Annotated in this window: 13 protein-coding genes and 1 pseudogene; 9 read left to right on the forward strand and 5 right to left on the reverse strand. The window is 69.8% G+C overall.

Features of this window, described 5'->3' with window-relative positions; translation table 11 throughout:
* Positions 1-250 precede the first annotated feature (250 nt).
* Positions 251-1,390: a helix-turn-helix domain-containing protein gene (locus tag ACIBAD_RS36895; RefSeq protein WP_398911381.1), complete on the reverse strand. Its 1,140-nt coding sequence runs from the start codon at positions 1,388-1,390 to the stop codon at positions 251-253.
* Positions 1,391-1,477: 87 nt separating this feature from the next.
* On the opposite strand from ACIBAD_RS36895, the gene ACIBAD_RS36900 reads away from it, so the two are divergent.
* Both ACIBAD_RS36900 and ACIBAD_RS36905 read left to right on the forward strand, forming a co-directional pair.
* Positions 1,478-2,533 (forward strand): ferredoxin reductase, encoded by a 1,056-nt coding sequence (locus tag ACIBAD_RS36900; RefSeq protein WP_398911383.1) that lies wholly within the window; start codon positions 1,478-1,480, stop codon positions 2,531-2,533.
* 7 nt (positions 2,534-2,540) lie between these two features.
* Complete coding sequence (locus ACIBAD_RS36905) at positions 2,541-3,659, forward strand: fatty acid desaturase family protein (protein WP_398911385.1); 1,119 nt, start codon at positions 2,541-2,543, stop codon at positions 3,657-3,659.
* Positions 3,660-3,916: 257 nt separating this feature from the next.
* Here the strand turns inward: ACIBAD_RS36905 and ACIBAD_RS36910 are convergent, their stop codons facing one another.
* Both ACIBAD_RS36910 and ACIBAD_RS36915 read right to left on the reverse strand, forming a co-directional pair.
* Positions 3,917-5,182, reverse strand: coding sequence for a hypothetical protein (locus tag ACIBAD_RS36910; RefSeq protein WP_398911387.1), 1,266 nt, complete (start codon positions 5,180-5,182; stop codon positions 3,917-3,919).
* A 206-nt stretch (positions 5,183-5,388) separates the two neighbouring features.
* Entirely contained in the window at positions 5,389-6,297 is a 909-nt protein-coding gene (locus ACIBAD_RS36915) for a LysR family transcriptional regulator (RefSeq protein WP_398911389.1), read from the reverse strand.
* Positions 6,298-6,756: 459 nt separating this feature from the next.
* Between ACIBAD_RS36915 and ACIBAD_RS36920 the strand changes: the two genes are divergently transcribed.
* From ACIBAD_RS36920 to aspA, 4 genes are all read left to right on the forward strand, one after another.
* Positions 6,757-7,227, forward strand: a complete 471-nt coding sequence (locus ACIBAD_RS36920; RefSeq protein ID WP_398911391.1) for a gamma-glutamyl-gamma-aminobutyrate hydrolase family protein — start codon at positions 6,757-6,759, stop codon at positions 7,225-7,227.
* A 50-nt stretch (positions 7,228-7,277) separates the two neighbouring features.
* Positions 7,278-7,955 (forward strand): FadR/GntR family transcriptional regulator, encoded by a 678-nt coding sequence (locus tag ACIBAD_RS36925; RefSeq protein WP_398911400.1) that lies wholly within the window; start codon positions 7,278-7,280, stop codon positions 7,953-7,955.
* Positions 7,952-9,391: an amino acid permease gene (locus ACIBAD_RS36930; protein WP_398911393.1), complete on the forward strand. Its 1,440-nt coding sequence runs from the start codon at positions 7,952-7,954 to the stop codon at positions 9,389-9,391. The genes ACIBAD_RS36925 and ACIBAD_RS36930 overlap by 4 nt, the downstream gene beginning before the upstream one ends.
* A 461-nt stretch (positions 9,392-9,852) precedes the next feature.
* On the forward strand, positions 9,853-11,262 hold the full coding sequence (aspA, locus tag ACIBAD_RS36935) for an aspartate ammonia-lyase (protein ID WP_398911395.1): 1,410 nt from the start codon (positions 9,853-9,855) through the stop codon (positions 11,260-11,262).
* Positions 11,263-12,126: 864 nt separating this feature from the next.
* Here aspA and ACIBAD_RS36940 read toward each other — a convergent pair.
* Complete coding sequence (locus ACIBAD_RS36940) at positions 12,127-12,453, reverse strand: GYD domain-containing protein (protein ID WP_398911396.1); 327 nt, start codon at positions 12,451-12,453, stop codon at positions 12,127-12,129.
* Between the two features lie 338 nt (positions 12,454-12,791).
* Here ACIBAD_RS36940 and ACIBAD_RS36945 point away from each other — a divergent pair.
* The 3 genes and pseudogenes from ACIBAD_RS36945 to ACIBAD_RS36955 all read left to right on the forward strand — a co-directional run bounded on the left by ACIBAD_RS36945 (position 12,792) and on the right by ACIBAD_RS36955 (position 14,830).
* Positions 12,792-13,068, forward strand: a pseudogene (locus ACIBAD_RS36945) (DUF6959 family protein).
* Positions 13,069-14,047: 979 nt separating this feature from the next.
* The gene (locus ACIBAD_RS36950) at positions 14,048-14,497 is read left to right on the forward strand and encodes an SRPBCC family protein (RefSeq protein ID WP_134067086.1); all 450 of its coding nucleotides are present in this window, start codon (positions 14,048-14,050) and stop codon (positions 14,495-14,497) included.
* Between the two features lie 171 nt (positions 14,498-14,668).
* Positions 14,669-14,830 (forward strand): hydrophobic protein, encoded by a 162-nt coding sequence (locus ACIBAD_RS36955; RefSeq protein WP_134067084.1) that lies wholly within the window; start codon positions 14,669-14,671, stop codon positions 14,828-14,830.
* Between the two features lie 319 nt (positions 14,831-15,149).
* On the opposite strand, the gene ACIBAD_RS36960 is transcribed toward ACIBAD_RS36955, so the two are convergent.
* A complete protein-coding gene (locus ACIBAD_RS36960; RefSeq protein ID WP_398911399.1) occupies positions 15,150-15,536 on the reverse strand; it encodes an ATP-binding protein in 387 nt (128 codons plus the stop codon).
* Between the last annotated feature and the right edge of the window lie 517 nt (positions 15,537-16,053).

The raw sequence follows: 16,053 nt of genomic DNA on the forward strand, positions 1-16,053 counted from the left end.
GCACACCTACAATCACCACCGCGGACACACCGCGCTCGCAGGCAAACCACCCGCCAGCCGCGTCCCCAACCTCACTGGGCAATACACCTAGGCCGGGTGGAAGCGTGGTGCTCCGCAACTCTCTGTCTTGGCCGGCTCATAGGGCTCCTCCCCGGGCCGCACGAGCCGGCTGATCGCGCAGGGGGCGAGGCACGGTTCCTGGACCGTCCGAGGATGCGGTCGTGGCCGGTCGAAGAACACGTCGAACAGGTCAGTCCGCCCGGAGACCGACCGCCAGCGTCAGTTCGAGAACCCGGTGCGGCGACCCGAGATCCGGAAACAGCTCCCGCAGCTGCGACATCCGGTACCGGACGGTCTGGGGATGGACGAACAACGCCGCCGCCACCTCGTCCCGCCTGCCCTGGTGCAGCAGCCACGCCCGCAGCGTCTCCTCCAGCCGCCGCGCCGTCGCGGCCGGCAGGATCCCAAGCGGCGCGAGGGCTCGCGCACGCAGGTCGGCGTACGCGTCCGCGTCGGCGCTCAGTACCAGCTCGGGCAGGTGGTCCTCGGTGTCGCGGATGTCGCAGGAGAGGGAGCGCGCGCGTACGGCTCGTGCGTACGAGGCGGACGCACACGTCCACGGCCGGGCCGGGCCGACCACGGCGGTGCGGTCGGGCAGCTGCCTCAGGAGATGTGCTCGGTCGGCATCGGGGACGAGCAGCACGCCGGAGGCGTCCGGCAGATCGTCGAGGACGAGGGTGCCCGGGTCGAGCGCGCGGTAGGCCGGCCGGGCCTGGGCGGCGGGCAGCAGGACTGCGGTCAGCGAAACCGGCGGCTGCCACCCGGCCCGCCCGGCAGCGGCAAGGAGCGCGTCCGGGCTCGCGCCGGAGAGGAGGTCGCGGGCCAGTTGTTCGAGGTGGCGCTCGTGGGCCCGGCCCCGCGCGGCCAGTTCGTCGGCGTGGCCCGCGGCGCTCGCGGCGGAGAGCTCGTCGATGTAGGCGAAGGTCAGCTCGGCGAACTTGGCGACCTGGGCGGCGGGCAGACCTGCGGGTACGGCACCTGCGGCCAGGCCTCGCCAGGCCACGCGGGCGCCGACCCGGTAGGCGCTGAGCAGGGCGTCCATCGAACGGCCGTCGCGGACCTCGCCGCGGCCCAGCTCGTAGGCCGCGGCGCCGGCGTCGCCGCCCGTGGCGTTCCCGCTCGCGAGGTCGAGGTAGAGGCCCAGGGCGGTGCGGACGGCTCGGCGGATGGTGGCGCCCATGCGGCCCGAAAGGGCGTTGGCGTAGGGCGGGACCTCGTCGATGATCGCCTGGACGACCTCGTCGGCGGTGGTCCTCAGCGCGGCCCGAAGCGCGGTGACCGTCGTCTCATCCAGGACCAGTTCGCTGGCCCTCCGGACTGCATGACTCACGTTTTTGTTCCTTGCGAACAATTCAACCGATCAGATTCACGTCCTGCGGACAGGACTTTACCCCCTGAGGCACATCAAGCTGGGGTCATGACGAGTTCAGCCCTCCGCAGTAGGGCGTGGAAACTGCTGGAGATGGTCACGACGCCGCTGCTGCCGTCGGACTACCTCGACCTGGTCAGCCCGCTGCGTGCGGGCGGCGACCTGCGGGGGCGCATCGAGGCCGTGCACCCCGAGACGGGTGACGCCGCGACCATCGTGATCAGGCCGGGACGGGGCTGGCGCGGCCACACAGCCGGTCAGTACGTGCGGATCGGGGTCGACGTCGACGGGGTGCGCCTGTGGCGTGCCTACTCGGTCACCTCGCCGACGAACCGCCGGGACGGCCGGATCACGATCACGGTGAAGGCGATCCCGGACGGCAAGGTCAGCAACCACCTGGTCCGCAGGGCGCAGCCGGGCACGCTGATCCAGCTCGACCAGGCGACCGGTGACTTCGTGCTGCCGGAGGCCAAGCCCGCCAAGGTGCTCTACCTGACGGCCGGCAGCGGTATCACGCCGGTGATGGGCATGCTGCGCGACAACGAGTTCGACGACGTCGTCATGGTCCACTCCGCACCGCAGCCGCACGACGTGATCTTCCGCAGCGAACTGCACGACCTGGTGGCGGACAAGAAGCTGCGGCTCACCGAGCTGCACACCGACACGGACGGCATGCTCGACATCGCCCGGCTGGGCGAACTCGTCCCCGACTGGGCCGAGCGCCAGACCTGGGCGTGCGGGCCCGCGGGCCTGCTCGACGCCGCCGAGGACCACTGGACCGAGCACGGCGTTCCAGAGCGCCTGCACACCGAACGCTTCCGTCCCGGCGTCGTCGTCACCGGCGAGGGTGGCGAGGTCACGTTCGGCATCACCGACAAGACCGTCGACGCGGACGGCGCCACGCCGTTGCTGGACGTCGGCGAGGAGGCCGGCGTGCTCATGCCGTCCGGGTGCCGCATGGGCATCTGCTTCGGCTGCGTCACGCCGCTCACGTCGGGCGCCGTCCGCGACCTGCGCACCGGCGAGATCACCGAGGCCGGGCCGGGCGTCCTCATCCAGACCTGCGTGTCCGCCGCGGCGGGCCCCTGCGACATCGAACGGTAGGAGCACCTTGACCGCCATCGACCCCACCGCCCACCTGACCGCGGAGCAGATCGAGGAGCTCGGCCGCGAGCTGGACGCGATCCGCGACGAGGTGATCGCCAGCCGTGGCGAGAAGGACGCCGCCTACATCCGGAAGGTCATCTCGGCGCAGCGCACACTTGAGCTGGTCAGCAGGGGCGTCCTGCTGTTCTCGATCTTCCCGCCCGCGTGGCTGATCGGTACCGCCGGCCTGTCCGTGGCGAAGATCATGGAGAACATGGAGATCGGCCACAACGTCCTGCACGGCCAGTGGGACTGGATGCGGGACCCGAAGATCCACTCCACCACCTGGGACTGGGATCACGTCTCGCCGGCCGAGCAGTGGAAGCACTCGCACAACGAGCTGCACCACACGTACACCAACGTGATCGGCAAGGACAACGACCTCGGCTACGGCATCATGCGCGTCGACGAGGACCAGAAGTGGCACCCGTTCCACCTCGGCCAGCCGCTGTGGAACTTCATCAACGCCTGCTTCTTCGAGTACGGCATCGCCGCCTACGACCTGGAACTCGGCAGGAACCTGAGCAAGCGCCGCCGCAAGAACCCGGAGTTCCGCGCGCGGGCCAGGGCCGTGGGCCGCAAGATCCGCAAGCAGGTGCTCAAGGACTACGTGATCCACCCGCTCCTTTCGGGCCCCTCGTTCCTCACCACGCTCGCCGCCACGTTCACCGCGAACCTGGTCCGCAACATCTGGTCCCACTCGGTGATCATGTGCGGGCACTTCCCCGAGGGCGTGCAGGTCTTCGAGCGCCGGTCGATCAAGGGCGAGACGCGCGGCCAGTGGTACCTGCGCCAGATGATGGGCTCGGCGAACATCAGCGGCAGCAAGGCCATGCACTTCATGACCGGCAACCTGTCGCACCAGATCGAGCACCACCTGTTCCCGGACCTGCCGAGCAACCGGTACGCCGAGGTCGCGGTGATGGTGCGCGCCTTGTTCGAGAAGTACGAGCTGGAGTACGTCACCGGGCCGCTGCCCAAGCAGGTGTACTCCGCGTGGCACAAGGTCTTCCGGCTCTCACTGCCGAACAAGAAGCTCAAGGTCACGACGCCGGACCGTGAGCAGGAGCTCGTCGCGGCCTGATTTTCGGCAGGGCAAGGCTGGTCCGGAAATGGTTCGGACCTCGGCGAGTGCGTTCCTGGGAGCCGGGGTGGCGCCGGGTGGGAAGGTGGGGGAGAGGTCGTGGGTCATCGTCACCCCCCGGAGGGTGACCGCCGCTGCACGCTCCCGTCGCCACCGGTCGGACGCCGGGCAGCGTCCGGTCCGCGTATCGGCCGTGGCTCGACCGGGCGCCTGCGTGCGGCTGCGAAGAGGGTGCACCGTCTTCGCCGTGCAGTGCTTCAGCTTGCGGGCGTAGTCGTCGTCCGTTCGTCGGTCAGGCGGGCCCGCCAGTCGCTGACGTAGGCGTCGGGGATGGACGCCAGCCGGGCGATTTCCCCGTCGCTACGCCCGTCGGACCAGGCCAGGATCCGCGTCACGGTGCGGTTCCGTGCGGCGCGGAAGTCCTTGAGCATCCTCTCCAGGCGTTCGACCTCTCCGGCTTCGCAGACGAGTTGTCGGTCAACGGCCGAGCGCTCCTCGGTGCGCAACCGACGCAGATGGGCGTTCAGACCCGTCAGGACCAGACCTTCCCCGTGCGCGGCGTTCTGGAACTCTTCTGCCAGAGCCGCCAGTACGCAGTCCGGAACGTCGGCGAGGGTTGCTCCGAGAGGCTTGGCCGCCTCCCAGACGCCCCGACCGGCCTCTGTCGTCTCCAGCCAGGCGCGGGCGTCTGTCGGCGTTCGGTCGCCGCACACCTCGGCGCGGTAGGCGTACAGGGCGGCACGGTGGCCGTAGAAGGTGAAGCCGTCCTCGATCTGCTGGTCGGTGGCGCCGCACATCCGTCCCGGTACACCGCCGTAGCCGCTCTCGGGACGGTAGTCGGCGTAGTCATCGAGTTCCGCGTCCGTCGCCAGACCCCAGGAGGGGTCGCACAGGTCGGGGTTCATGGCGAGGAACGCGCCGACCTCGACACGCCAGGACGGGGTCGGTGTCGTGCGCGGCACGGGCCACAGGAGCTCGCCGGAGGGATCGTAGGTCTGAGTCGTGGCCAGCTCGATGTCGTCCCAGGCGGTGGCGGCCTCGGCCGACCACTCCAGCGCGCCCTCGGGCCCGATCCGGTGGACGGAGTCCACGAGCCTCTGCACGGCGGGCAGCGTGCGCAGCGCGAGCGCGTGCAACTCCTCGGCGGTGAAGAAGTGCCAGGAGCAGCCCCGCTGTTCGTCATGGGTCAAGTGGCCGAGCAGCTGCACCACGACTCCGGGTGCCGGGATGGCCCCGTCGCCGAGCGCCCTGCGGGGGAGGCCGGGGAGCCGGCCGCCGAGGTCTTCACGCGAGGCCCGCCAGTCGACGTCGCCGAACCAGACGGCGCCGGCGCGCACGTCCACGGCCAGCCACTGCTGGTATCCCACTCCCGGCCCGTAGCGCTGCTCCTGCTGCTCGGCGTGCTCGTCGTGCCATACGTACTCGGCCGGAGGCGGGTCCAGCTCTACGGCCATGAAGCCGTCCTCGGGGCGGTAGCCGGTGAGGACGCGGGCCGTTCTCGGCGCGCTGTCGGCGGCGGTCATGAGGGGTGTCCTCTCGCTGGAACGTCAACCGCCGCAAACGTAGGCGGCCCGCGACACAATGGTTTAACTTTCAGCCACTGTGTTCGATAGTCGGACATGCCGGGAGCCCTGGCGTCACGGCCCGGTCTACGCGCGTGCGGCCGCCGTCAACTTGGCGCGTTTCACGCGGGTTCTCGCTGCCTCCACCCCAGGTTGCCCTGCTGGCCTCATGAGAGCGCGGCCAGCGCCTGCGCGGCGAGCATCTGCTCCAGGTCCAGGACGGCGCGCGGGGTGTGCCGGGTGTCGATGCGGACGGCGTAGATGAAGCGCGTCAACTGCGGCTCGGCCAGGGGACGGGCCACGACCCGGGTGTCGGCTCGGGGCAGGGCGAGTTGCGGCATGACGGCCACGCACAGGCCTGCCGCCACGAAGCCGAGCACGGTGTTGAAATCGTCGCCCTCGTACTGCAGGCGGGCCTGGAAACCCGGCGTCTTGGCCATCTGGGAGAGCAGTTCCAGACGCAGCGCGGCCTCCGGAGCCGCGATCCAGGTCTCGGACGCGAGGCTGGCCAGGTCGATGACCTCCCTGTCGGCCAGACGGTGGTGTGCCGGGACCACGGCCACCACCGGATCCCGTGCGAGCAGCGTGCGGCGCAGCATCCGGGGTGGCGAGACCGGGATGAAGTCGTAGTCGTAGCTGAGGGCCAGGTCCATGTCGCCCCGCTTCAGCCGGTTGTAGCCGGCCTCGGGCTCCAGCTGGGAGAGGCTGACCTGCACGTGGGGGTAAGCCGCGTGGAGTTGGGCCAGTGCTTGCGGAACGATGCCGGTGGTGGCAGAGGCGAAGGCAGCGAGACGGATCCGTCCGGCCGTACCCGCGCGCATGGCGTCGAGTTCCACCACTGCCGTCGCCAGCGCACTGCGTACGCCCTGCTCGGCGTCGAGAAGGACCTCGCCGGCCGGAGTTGCGCGCACGGGCCGGCGCTCCAGCACCCTGAGGCCCGCGCGGCGTTCGAGTTCGGCGATCTGCTGGGAGACCGCGGGCGCGCTGTAGCCGAGCTCGCGTGCGGCGGCGTTGAACGAGCCGTGCCGCACGACGGCTTCGAGGGTGGCGAGCAGGCGGGGGTCGAGTCCGTGCACGGAGTTAAGGCTCACTTATCTGTCGCGAAGATGTGGTTTCTTGTGATTGCGGATGAACGCCAGCAGGATTCTTGCTCGCGGCAAGAAAAACGCAAGCCCGCGCTCCCGGGCCGTGACGGCCGCTCCCCGTGCCGCCGGGGTGCCCTCCGCCGGCGCCCCGTTCGCCTTCCGCCGCAGCCCGCCGTGGCCGGGGACGTCCGGCGGGGCGGGCGCGGAGTCGGCGGTCGACGATCACCTCTCATGTCCTGGAAGGAAGTGGTATGCCCCAGCCACCGCTCATCGGACCCACCACCCACCCGGCCGACGCCCAGGGGGCGAGTGGGACCTGCCCGCCGCAGTGCTGCCCGCGGCCCACACCGGCTGTCTTCAGGCGGCGGGCGGCCGCGCCGTTCTGCTCCCGCCGGACGCGCGGCACTCCGCGGCATACCCGTACTCGGGGCGTGCCGGGGAATGCAGCTGATGAGCGTGCGTGCGCGCGAAACCCGCATCCCGCACCCGCCCGACAGTGTGGGCCACCACGGCCACGACCCGTACGGGGGCCACTTCTGTGCCCACGCCGTCACCACCGTGCCGGGAACCCCCATCCGGCGCCCTCCTCCCGGGGATCCGGGAGGTCGCGACGCACCGTCATCAGGCGGTGGATCGCCTTGGAGCCGGTTCACGGTGGCCGCCCGTGCGGCTGACGGCATCGTCGAAGCGGTCGAGAGCACCCGGCGCCGCTTTGCCGTGGGCGTTCAGTGGCGCCCGGAGACGGGTGTCGATGCACCGCCGGTGCATGCCTGGCGGCTGCTGCGGGTTCCGCCGCAGGCACGATCCGGCGGCTTGGGCGGCCGGACGGAAAGTGCGCACGGTGCGAAGTTCACCGAGGCGGACTTTCCCGACACAGGTGTCTTGACACCCTTGCGTGCACCCATCAGGATCACAGCGTGAACCTGTCAGACAGCCAGACAGGTGGCCAGGTCCCGCGGCGCGTCAGCGCGATGGAAGCGGTCTTCGGCCACCTGCGCAGCGCCATCGAGCGCGGTGAGTACTCCGTAGGCGACAAACTCCCCTCCGAAGCCGAGTTGTGCCGGACCCTGGAGGTCAGCCGGCCCGTGCTGCGCGAGGCGCTCCGAGCCCTCCAGGCCATGGGCCTGACCGTCTCCAAGACCGGCAAGGGCACGTTCGTCCTGGCGAACGCGGTCGAGGACCCCACCTTCGGCGACTACGCCGCGAGCGACCTGCTGGAAGTGCGCCGGCACGTCGAGATCCCGGTCGCCGGGTACGCCGCACTGCGCCGCACCCCGGAGGACCTGGACCATCTGGGCCATCTGCTCGACCGGATGGAGCACGAGACCGACACCACCGCGTGGGTGGCGATGGACACCGTCTTCCACCTGGCGGTGGCCGAGGCCTCCCGCAACCCCGTCTTCCGCCGCGTCATCGAGGAGATCCGCGACGCACTGGCGCGTCAGTCGACCTTCCTCAACGAACTGGGCGGCCGACGCGAGCAGTCCAACTGCGAGCACCGGGCCATCCTCGAAGCACTGGTCGACGGTTCCGAGCATGACGCGGTGGAGGCCATGTCCCACCACCTCCTGCGGGTGGAGACGACCCTCACCGACATCGTGCGCCCCCAGCGCACGGCCCCTCCCACGGAAGGCATACCCGAGGCGTGAGCGAGCAGTTCCTCAAAGACGAGAAGCGCCCCACGACCCATCACGTCGACGCCGGCGACGCCGGCTACAGCAAGTCCCTCAAACCCCGCCACGTCAACATGATCGCCATCGGGGGTGCGATCGGCACCGGGCTCTTCCTCGGCGCGGGCGGACGCCTCGCCGACGCCGGGCCCTCACTGTTCGTCGCCTACGCCGTCTGCGGCGTCTTCGCCTTCCTCGTCGTGCGTGCGCTCGGCGAGCTCGTCCTGTACCGGCCGTCCTCCGGCGCCTTCGTCTCGTACGCCCGGGAGTTCCTCGGTGAGAAGGGCGCGTACACCGCCGGCTGGATGTACTTCCTCAACTGGGCGACCACCGGCATCGCCGACATCACCGCCGTCGCCACCTACACCCATTACTGGCACCTGTTCTCCGACATCCCGCAGTGGGTGATCGCGCTCATAGCCTTGGCCGTGGTCCTCACCGTGAACCTCATCTCGGTGCGGATCTTCGGCGAACTGGAGTTCTGGTTCGCCATCGTCAAGGTCAGCGCGCTGGTGGTCTTCATGGGCATCGGGATCTTCCTCCTGACGACCCGGCACCCCGTCGACGGCGCCGTCCCCGGACCGGCCCTGATCACCGACAACGGCGGCATCTTCCCCAACGGTCTGCTGCCCATGCTGCTGATCGTCCAGGGCGTCGTCTTCGCCTACGCCTCCGTCGAACTGGTCGGAGTCACGGCCGGTGAGACCGAGAACCCCGAGAAGATCATGCCGAAGGCGATCAACTCGATCATGTGGCGCGTGGGCCTCTTCTACGTCGGCTCGGTCGTCCTGCTGTCGATGCTGATGCCGTGGAGCAGCTACAGCGCCGGCCAGAGCCCGTTCGTGACCGTGCTCTCCCACATCAGCGTCCCAGCGGCCGGCGACGTGATGAACCTGGTCGTCCTCACTGCGGCCATGTCCTCGCTCAACTCCGGCCTCTACTCCACCGGCCGCATCCTGCGCTCGATGGCCGTCAACGGCTCCGCCCCGCGCTTCACCGCCCGCCTCAGCCGCACCCAGGTGCCCTACGGCGGCATCCTGCTCACCAGCGGCATGTGCGTCATCGGTGTCGGGCTCAACTTCGTGGTCCCGGCAGACGCGTTCGAGATCGTGCTCAACCTCGCCGCCATCGGCATCCTCGCCACCTGGGGCATGATCATGCTCTGCCACCTCCTCTTCTGGCGGAAGACCCGTGCCGGCGAACTGACCCGCCCCTCCTACCGCCTGCCCGGCTCCCCGTGGACCGAAGTCGTGACGTTGGCCTTCCTCGCCTCCGTCCTGGTCCTCATGTACGCCGACGGCGGGGCCGCGCGCACCACCGTGCTGTGCGTGCCGCTGATCGCCGCGGCGCTGGTCGCCGGCTGGTACGCGGTCCGCGGTCGGGTGGCGCGCGCCGCAGCCCCGAGCGAGGACTGAGACGGACGCCGGACCGGCCCCCCGGGAGGCCTGGTGCCCCAAGGGCGCGGGCCTTCCCGGATCGCCCGGCACTGTTTCCGGCAAGCACGCCGCGTTGCCGTACCCCGTGCCGGCTGGCAGGTCCGCCCCTGGAGACCCCTCTCGACCCGGCCCACCCGTTCCAGACCGCGCTGCCCGACGGCCGGGCCGACGCAGAAGATCGCCGACGGGGCGGACCCGGCGCGCATCCCCGTGACGGCAGCCGCCCTCGCTCGGGCGCGAGTCGAGCCGCGGCTGCTCGGCCGGTCCGTGGTCGCGCCGACGCCCGTCGGCGGCCAGCCCGTCGGCGGCCAGCCCGTCGGCGGCATCCGACCGGTGGCGGTGCTGGACCCGCCCACCTCCTGCCCCACCGCCTCACTCCATCCCCCTTCCACCACCCTGCCCCACCGCCTCAGGAAGAGGTCCGCACACCCATGACCCCCATGACCGCAGCCACCCGCAGCGAACACGACCTGCTCGGGGACCGCGACGTCCCCGCCGACGCCTACTGGGGCGTCCACACCCTGCGCGCCACCGAGAACTTCCCCGTCACCGGCACGCCCATCTCCGCCTATCCGCACCTCATCGACGCCCTCGCCGCCGTCAAGAAGGCCGCCGCCCTCGCCAACGAGGAACTCGGCCTGCTGGAGCCCGCGAAGGCCGCCGCCATCGTCGCCGCCTGCCAGGAGATCCGCGACGGCAAGCTCCACGACCAGTTCGTCGTCGACGTCATCCAGGGCGGCGCCGGCACCTCCACCAACATGAACGCCAACGAAGTCATCGCCAACCGGGCTCTGGAACTGCTGGGACACGCCAAGGGCGCATATCGGCACCTGCACCCCAACGAGGACGTCAACCTCGGCCAGTCCACCAACGACGTCTACCCGACCGCCGTGCGGATCGCGACCGTCTTTGCGGTGCACGGCCTGCTCGACGCCATGGCCGTCCTGCAGGAGGCGTTCGCCCGCAAGGCCGCCGACTTCCGTGACGTGCTGAAAATGGGCCGCACCCAGCTGCAGGACGCCGTGCCGATGACGCTCGGGCAGGAGTTCTCCGCATTCGCCGTCATGCTCGACGAGGACCGCAGCCGGCTCGCTGAGGCCCTCGGGCTCATCCACGAGATCAACCTCGGCGCCACCGCGATCGGCACCGGCCTCAACGCGCCCGCCGGATACGCCGAGTCGGCCCGCCGCCACCTCGCCGACATCACCGGGCTGCCCCTGGTCACTGCAGCCGACCTCGTCGAAGCCACCCAGGACTGCGGCGCGTTCGTCCAGATGTCGGGCGTCCTCAAGCGCGTCGCCGTCAAGCTGTCCAAGACTTGCAACGACCTGCGCCTGCTGTCCTCCGGACCGCGCGCCGGCCTCGGCGAGATCAACCTGCCCCCTGTGCAGGCGGGTTCGAGCATCATGCCCGGCAAGGTCAACCCGGTGATCCCGGAGGTCGTCAACCAGGTCGCCTTCGAGGTGATCGGCAACGACGTCACCATCACCATGGCCGCCGAGGCCGGACAGCTCCAGCTCAACGCCTTCGAGCCGATCATCCTGCACTCGCTGTCGAAGTCCATCACCCACCTCCGAGCGGCCTGCCTCACCCTCGCCGAGCGCTGCGTGTCCGGCATCACCGCCAACACCGAGACCCTGCGCGCCACGGTCGAGAACTCCATCGGCCTGGTCACCGCCCTGAACCCGCACATCGGGTACACCGCCGCCACCGACATCGCCAAAGAGGCCCTCGCCACCGGCCGGGGCGTGGCCGAGCTCGTCCTGGAGCGGGGCCTGCTCCCGGCCGAGAGGCTCACCGCCCTGCTGCGCCCGGAGGTGATCGCGGGAACCGGAACGGCCAGGGCCTGACCCGGGACTGCACCGGCTCACCGGCCGCGCACCGGACCGTCCCGGCGCGCGGGCGGCACCCCGTTGCACCGCTCCGCGAGCTTCGGGGTCGCGGTACCAGGGGTGGTGCGGAGAGAGGGTTGGCGGAGACGGGATGGTCGTTGTGCCCGGTGCCGTCTTCGGCCAGACCAGCACCCGGAAGGGGGCGTGGTCGACGATGAAACGGCCGGCCGGGCCGGCCGAGCGGGGAGAAAGGCCCGGCGCTGTCCGTTGCCGTGAACATCGCGACGCGCTTCCTTGCTGAGTGTGCCTCCCGACCGACGTCGAATCGGTGCCCATTCTCAACATGCTCATGAGCAGAACGAGTCGTCGCGAGTTCGCCGCACCGAGACGGCTGCCTTGCACCGGGCCGGCGCCGAACGGGCCCAGCGATCCGGGGCCGCGGTTTCTGCTGTCGCAGTCCGCGTCGCTGCGGTCCACGGCATGATCGTGGGGGTCGTCTTGACGTGCCCGCCAGCCGGGAGCTGGACCCCCTTGGCCGCGGGCGAGGATCTCCGTACATCAGCCGGACCGGCCGCAGGCCGCTGCTGAACTCGGGCGCAGCCGCCCGCTGAAGGGAACGTCCGGACCCTGCAGCCATCACTGATGGGGCTATGTGGATTTGGTTCTGACCGGATTTCCGTGACGGCTACGCCTGAAAGAGCGGTCTGCGCCCCAGCCCAGGCAGCCGGTGTCGTGCCCCCGTCGACGCCGTCATGGCCCCATGAGCGGACGGATGGAGATTGAAGTCGTGAGCCGCTCGGGCGGTGGTTCAGATCCGCCGTGTTGCGAATGGTGTCGATCAGGCACGGGCCACCTGAGGCTGCAGGCCGGCTCGCCGGGCCGTTACTCGCCAGGAGCCCGATATTGGACTTGTCCAGCTCCGCGCAGGGCATCGAGCGTTTCATCGACGCTCAGGAGAACGGTCGTCTCGAACGAACTAAGCGCGCCACCGCTCGCGATCGCCAGCGCAACCGAGGCCATGGACACGTTGTCCGGAGCTTCCCAGAGGTTATAGCCGTCGTGCGTGCCGAAGGCGTACCAGAAGCCGTGGAGCTTCCCCCCGACGGACTCGATGTACGTCTGAGCGGCCTTTGTGCGGTCCTCGGGGTGGCCGATCAGCCTCGCCCACGTCTCCGGCGTGTAGCTGAACCTTGATAGATAGAGCGGCATCGTGTCTCTCTTTCCTTTCAGCAATGGATGCCCGCGCTGGTTGGGAGGAGGGCAGGGTGGCTCGTACTTCCCCCAAACAGCCGAGGACGATGACCGCCCCGGCCCACGGCCCACGGCCAAGGGGTGGGCGGGCTGCCCGATACAAAGGTCGTTCACTCGGACCTGTCATACCGGGGTGGCAATCACACTGGGGTGCTTGCGCCTGTTGTTCGTCCGCTCGACGAATTCGCCTGCGCCGCCACCCGCCACCCTGATGCCAATCTCGAGTTTTGGCTGTGACCGCGCTTCCGTGATGACTACGGCTCGGTGCGGTAGGGCGTGTGCTGGTGGATAGCCCGATGGAACTCGTTGAGGCTGAGCTGTTCACAGATCCGGGCAACGATGCGGTTGTCCGTCTGCCCCACGTCGCTTCCCGGGGGTGCTCTTCAGGGTGACTCGCTGTCGATCCTCCGCGGCGACGTTGCGGAGATCGTGGAGGCCCCCGCCCGGGGAGACGTCGATGACGCCCACGAAGCTGCCACCATCCTCCTGGCCAACTTCGCCGAACTGCTGGCCCGCTACGGGAGCGCGTTGGAGACTCACGGCATTGAGCGACCCTACGGACCACCCGCGTAGGGGCCGGTATGGCGGATCGTTTCGTCGCGGCACAACTTTTCTATGGGGTCGTGTGAGCTTTCGGAGGTCCTGTTTCCGGGGATCGCGCTGTGGATCGAGCGGGTGCAGATGGAGGACCGACCGCACCCTGTTCGTGGACGCGGGCTGACGCCGCTGCCGGTCCCATAGACACTCTTTCGGCTGTCATCCTCGCCGGCGGGCTTTGTAGCGGCTCGGCGCCTGCTGCTCGGCGAGGGGATCCACGAACCGCGCGTCGTGGGCCCGGAGCGCCTCCAGCAGCTTGGCGAGCCCACCGTACGCGCGGCTGGTGAGCAGAGGAGGATCGGCACGACGAGCGAGGCCACCTGCGTAGGCTGCAGCCCAGCGGAGACCGCCGCACCCGTGTCGCCGTGGCCGGTCTGCCCGAGCCGTGCGCGGGCGGTGGCTGCCGCGCGGGGTCAAGCGAGGCGTGAGTCGAGGCGGAAGCGCACATCGGCTGAGGCCCTGCGCATGTCCTCGGGCTGGTCGGCATCGTCGAGCAGGCCCAGGAGCACGCTCTCCGCGCGTGCCTCATCGGTGCTGATCAGTTCAGGCGCGGCTCGGCTCGCTCACGGAGTCGAGGAGTACGTCCAGCAGGTCCAGGGTCTCATCGCATACCCGGACCACGGCAGACGGCCGGGAGGGTCACCCGGCGGTTGGTCCGCACGGCTCGCCGGTCACGTCCTCGAAAGGTCGACCGACTGCCGGGTTTGGTCGCCGGTGCCCCGCACCGACGGGCGGGGGACTCGTCCGGCAGACGCTCGCCGAGGCTCTCCTGCCTTTCGGGTGCCGCGAGTGCTGGGGGCTGTCTGGTCCGGTAAGTGGGCTCGTTCGGGGCTTCACCGCCCGGCGGGCGGGGGACACGCCCGGCCGGGGGGCAGGGATCGTGTGCCTCTGCAGGAGCCGGACGGACCTGAGACCTCCGGCTCCCGCTTCTTCCCCCACAGCGAGGAGACCGGTCGTGTCGCAGGTCAAGGAGTCGATCGAGGTCAACGTTCCGGTGCGCACCGCGTACGACCAGTGGACGCAGTTCGAGTCGTTCCCGCAGTTCATGGACGGGGTGGAACGGATCGATCAGCGCACGGAGACGCTCACGCACTGGGTGACGAAGATCGGAGGGGTGCAGCGGGAGTTCGACGCGGAGATCACCGAGCAGATCCCCGACACCAAGGTCGCCTGGGTGACCGTGGGTGGGGAGAGCGATCAGTCCGGCCTGGTCACCTTCGAGCCGATCGATCCGTCCCATACGCAGGTCACGCTGATGATGGACTTCGACCCCGACGGCTTGGCGGAGAACATCGGCGACAAGCTCGGCTTCATCGACCGCCAGGTCAAGGGCGACCTCCAGCGGTTCAAGCACTTCATCGAGGACCGCGGCACCGCCACAGGCCAGTGGCGCGGACAAGTGTGACCCCGCCCTGGTCAGGAACCGGGCGGGACGGCGGGGCGACGCGAACGCGGCGCGCCGGCCGCCTTCCCGGCGCCGCATTCTCCTGCCCGCCCTGCTGGTTAAGAAACACATAAAGATCGCACGCATGACCGGCAGGAGCCCGGGCACACGGCGCTTCGGAGGTTGATAACTATGGTTCCCCTGCTTCTTGTTCTCCTGCTCATCCTGATTCTCTTCGGCGCCGGTTTCGCGGTGAAGATCCTCTGGTGGATCGCCATCGCGGTTCTGGTCCTGTGGCTGATCGGCTTCGTCGCCCGTCCCAAGGGCAGCAGCGGCCGCTGGTACCGCTGGTAGCCCGACGGCACCGGCACGGCCGGACCACAACACATGACGGTGGCCTGCACCCCCAGGGTGCAGGCCACCGTCATGTCCTCCCCTCCGAACACGGGAACAGGCCCACCAGCAGAAGGAACCTGCTCACCTCCAACGATCGGCGCCCGTCCCGGGCCGGACCCGGTCACCGGCAGGCGTGTGCCAGCTGGGGCCCGAGGCGGCTCGCAGTGCTGTGGTTTTGGAGGCGGCGGCCGGCACGCGGCACCCGGGGGGAAAGGGCGCCGGTGCGGCCACCAGCCGCGGCGGTCGTCCACCCGCAAAGACGCCGCCACGGCGGGGGCTACCAGGCCAGGAAGGCGCGTACGGTCTTGCCCCCGCAGGGGGCGTCGATGACCTGGGTGGTGCAGGCGAGGCGGTTGACCATGGGCCGGCTGAAGTCCCCGGTGCCGCCGTTCAGGTCCGGGGGTGCCGCATGCGCGGTGCGCCTGCGGGCTGGGGTCGTGAACGGCGACCTCGATGCCGCCCGGGTGGGGTGGGCGGTCAGGTCCAGGGTGCAGGTGCCGCCGGCATGGCGCAGAGCGTTCGTGACGAGTTCGAAGGCGACCAGGACCACCGTGCCGGCGGCCTCGGCTCCGATTGGGCGTACGAGGCGGTCGAGGATGGCGCGGGCGTCGGCGATGGAGGCGGTGGAGCGGGCGGCCGCGATGTCGAGGCTCAGCGTGTCCATCAGGTTCACTCCGGTGTATCGCCAATGCCCGGTCGTCCGTTCCGAGCCCTGGCCTGTGGCGGGCCAAGCCGGCGTTGGTCGCCCCTGCGCCCTTCGGCGTCGCTGTTCGAGGCCGATTACCTCATCTTCGAATCCTCGGAAATCTATGTTGGCCGGAGTAGACATTGGGCTGTGGGCTCGCTATGGTTTCTCTCGTAGCCCGAAGAGATCGAAGGGCCCGGCAGAGACGAACTGCCGGGCAGTCAGACCGCGGTACCCGTAGTTGCAGTGCGCAGGACGGTGCGGTGACGGAGTTTCGAAGCCAGGTTGGTTGCAGGACGGCGACGGGGCTGGTGACCGGACCGGGTGGCCCGCAGTGATCAGGGGCTGCCGTGAGCAGTACCGCAGTTGATGCAGTGGCAGTACCCGCATTGAGTGCAGTTGGCAGTACCCAGCAGTGAAGTCAGTGAGCAGTACCTCGGTGAAGGCGTCGGCTGCGGGCGCGCGCACCGGGAGGTTCGGCAGTGGGGTTCTAAGC

It is taken from the genome of Streptomyces sp. NPDC051109 (assembly GCF_044455885.1).
Classification (GTDB): domain Bacteria; phylum Actinomycetota; class Actinomycetes; order Streptomycetales; family Streptomycetaceae; genus Streptomyces.

Bases quoted from the DNA above. Each gene is read 5' to 3' on its own strand.
- ACIBAD_RS36900 (WP_398911383.1), top strand. From the start codon at position 1,478: ATGACGAGTTCAGCCCTCCGCAGTAGGGCGTGGAAACTGCTGGAGATG.
- ACIBAD_RS36910 (WP_398911387.1), bottom strand. From the start codon at position 5,182: ATGACCGCCGCCGACAGCGCGCCGAGAACGGCCCGCGTCCTCACCGGC.
- ACIBAD_RS36920 (WP_398911391.1), top strand. From the start codon at position 6,757: ATGAGCGTGCGTGCGCGCGAAACCCGCATCCCGCACCCGCCCGACAGT.
- ACIBAD_RS36925 (WP_398911400.1), top strand. From the start codon at position 7,278: ATGGAAGCGGTCTTCGGCCACCTGCGCAGCGCCATCGAGCGCGGTGAG.
- aspA (WP_398911395.1), top strand. From the start codon at position 9,853: ATGACCGCAGCCACCCGCAGCGAACACGACCTGCTCGGGGACCGCGAC.
- ACIBAD_RS36940 (WP_398911396.1), bottom strand. From the start codon at position 12,453: ATGCCGCTCTATCTATCAAGGTTCAGCTACACGCCGGAGACGTGGGCG.
- ACIBAD_RS36955 (WP_134067084.1), top strand. From the start codon at position 14,669: ATGGTTCCCCTGCTTCTTGTTCTCCTGCTCATCCTGATTCTCTTCGGC.
- ACIBAD_RS36960 (WP_398911399.1), bottom strand. From the start codon at position 15,536: ATGGACACGCTGAGCCTCGACATCGCGGCCGCCCGCTCCACCGCCTCC.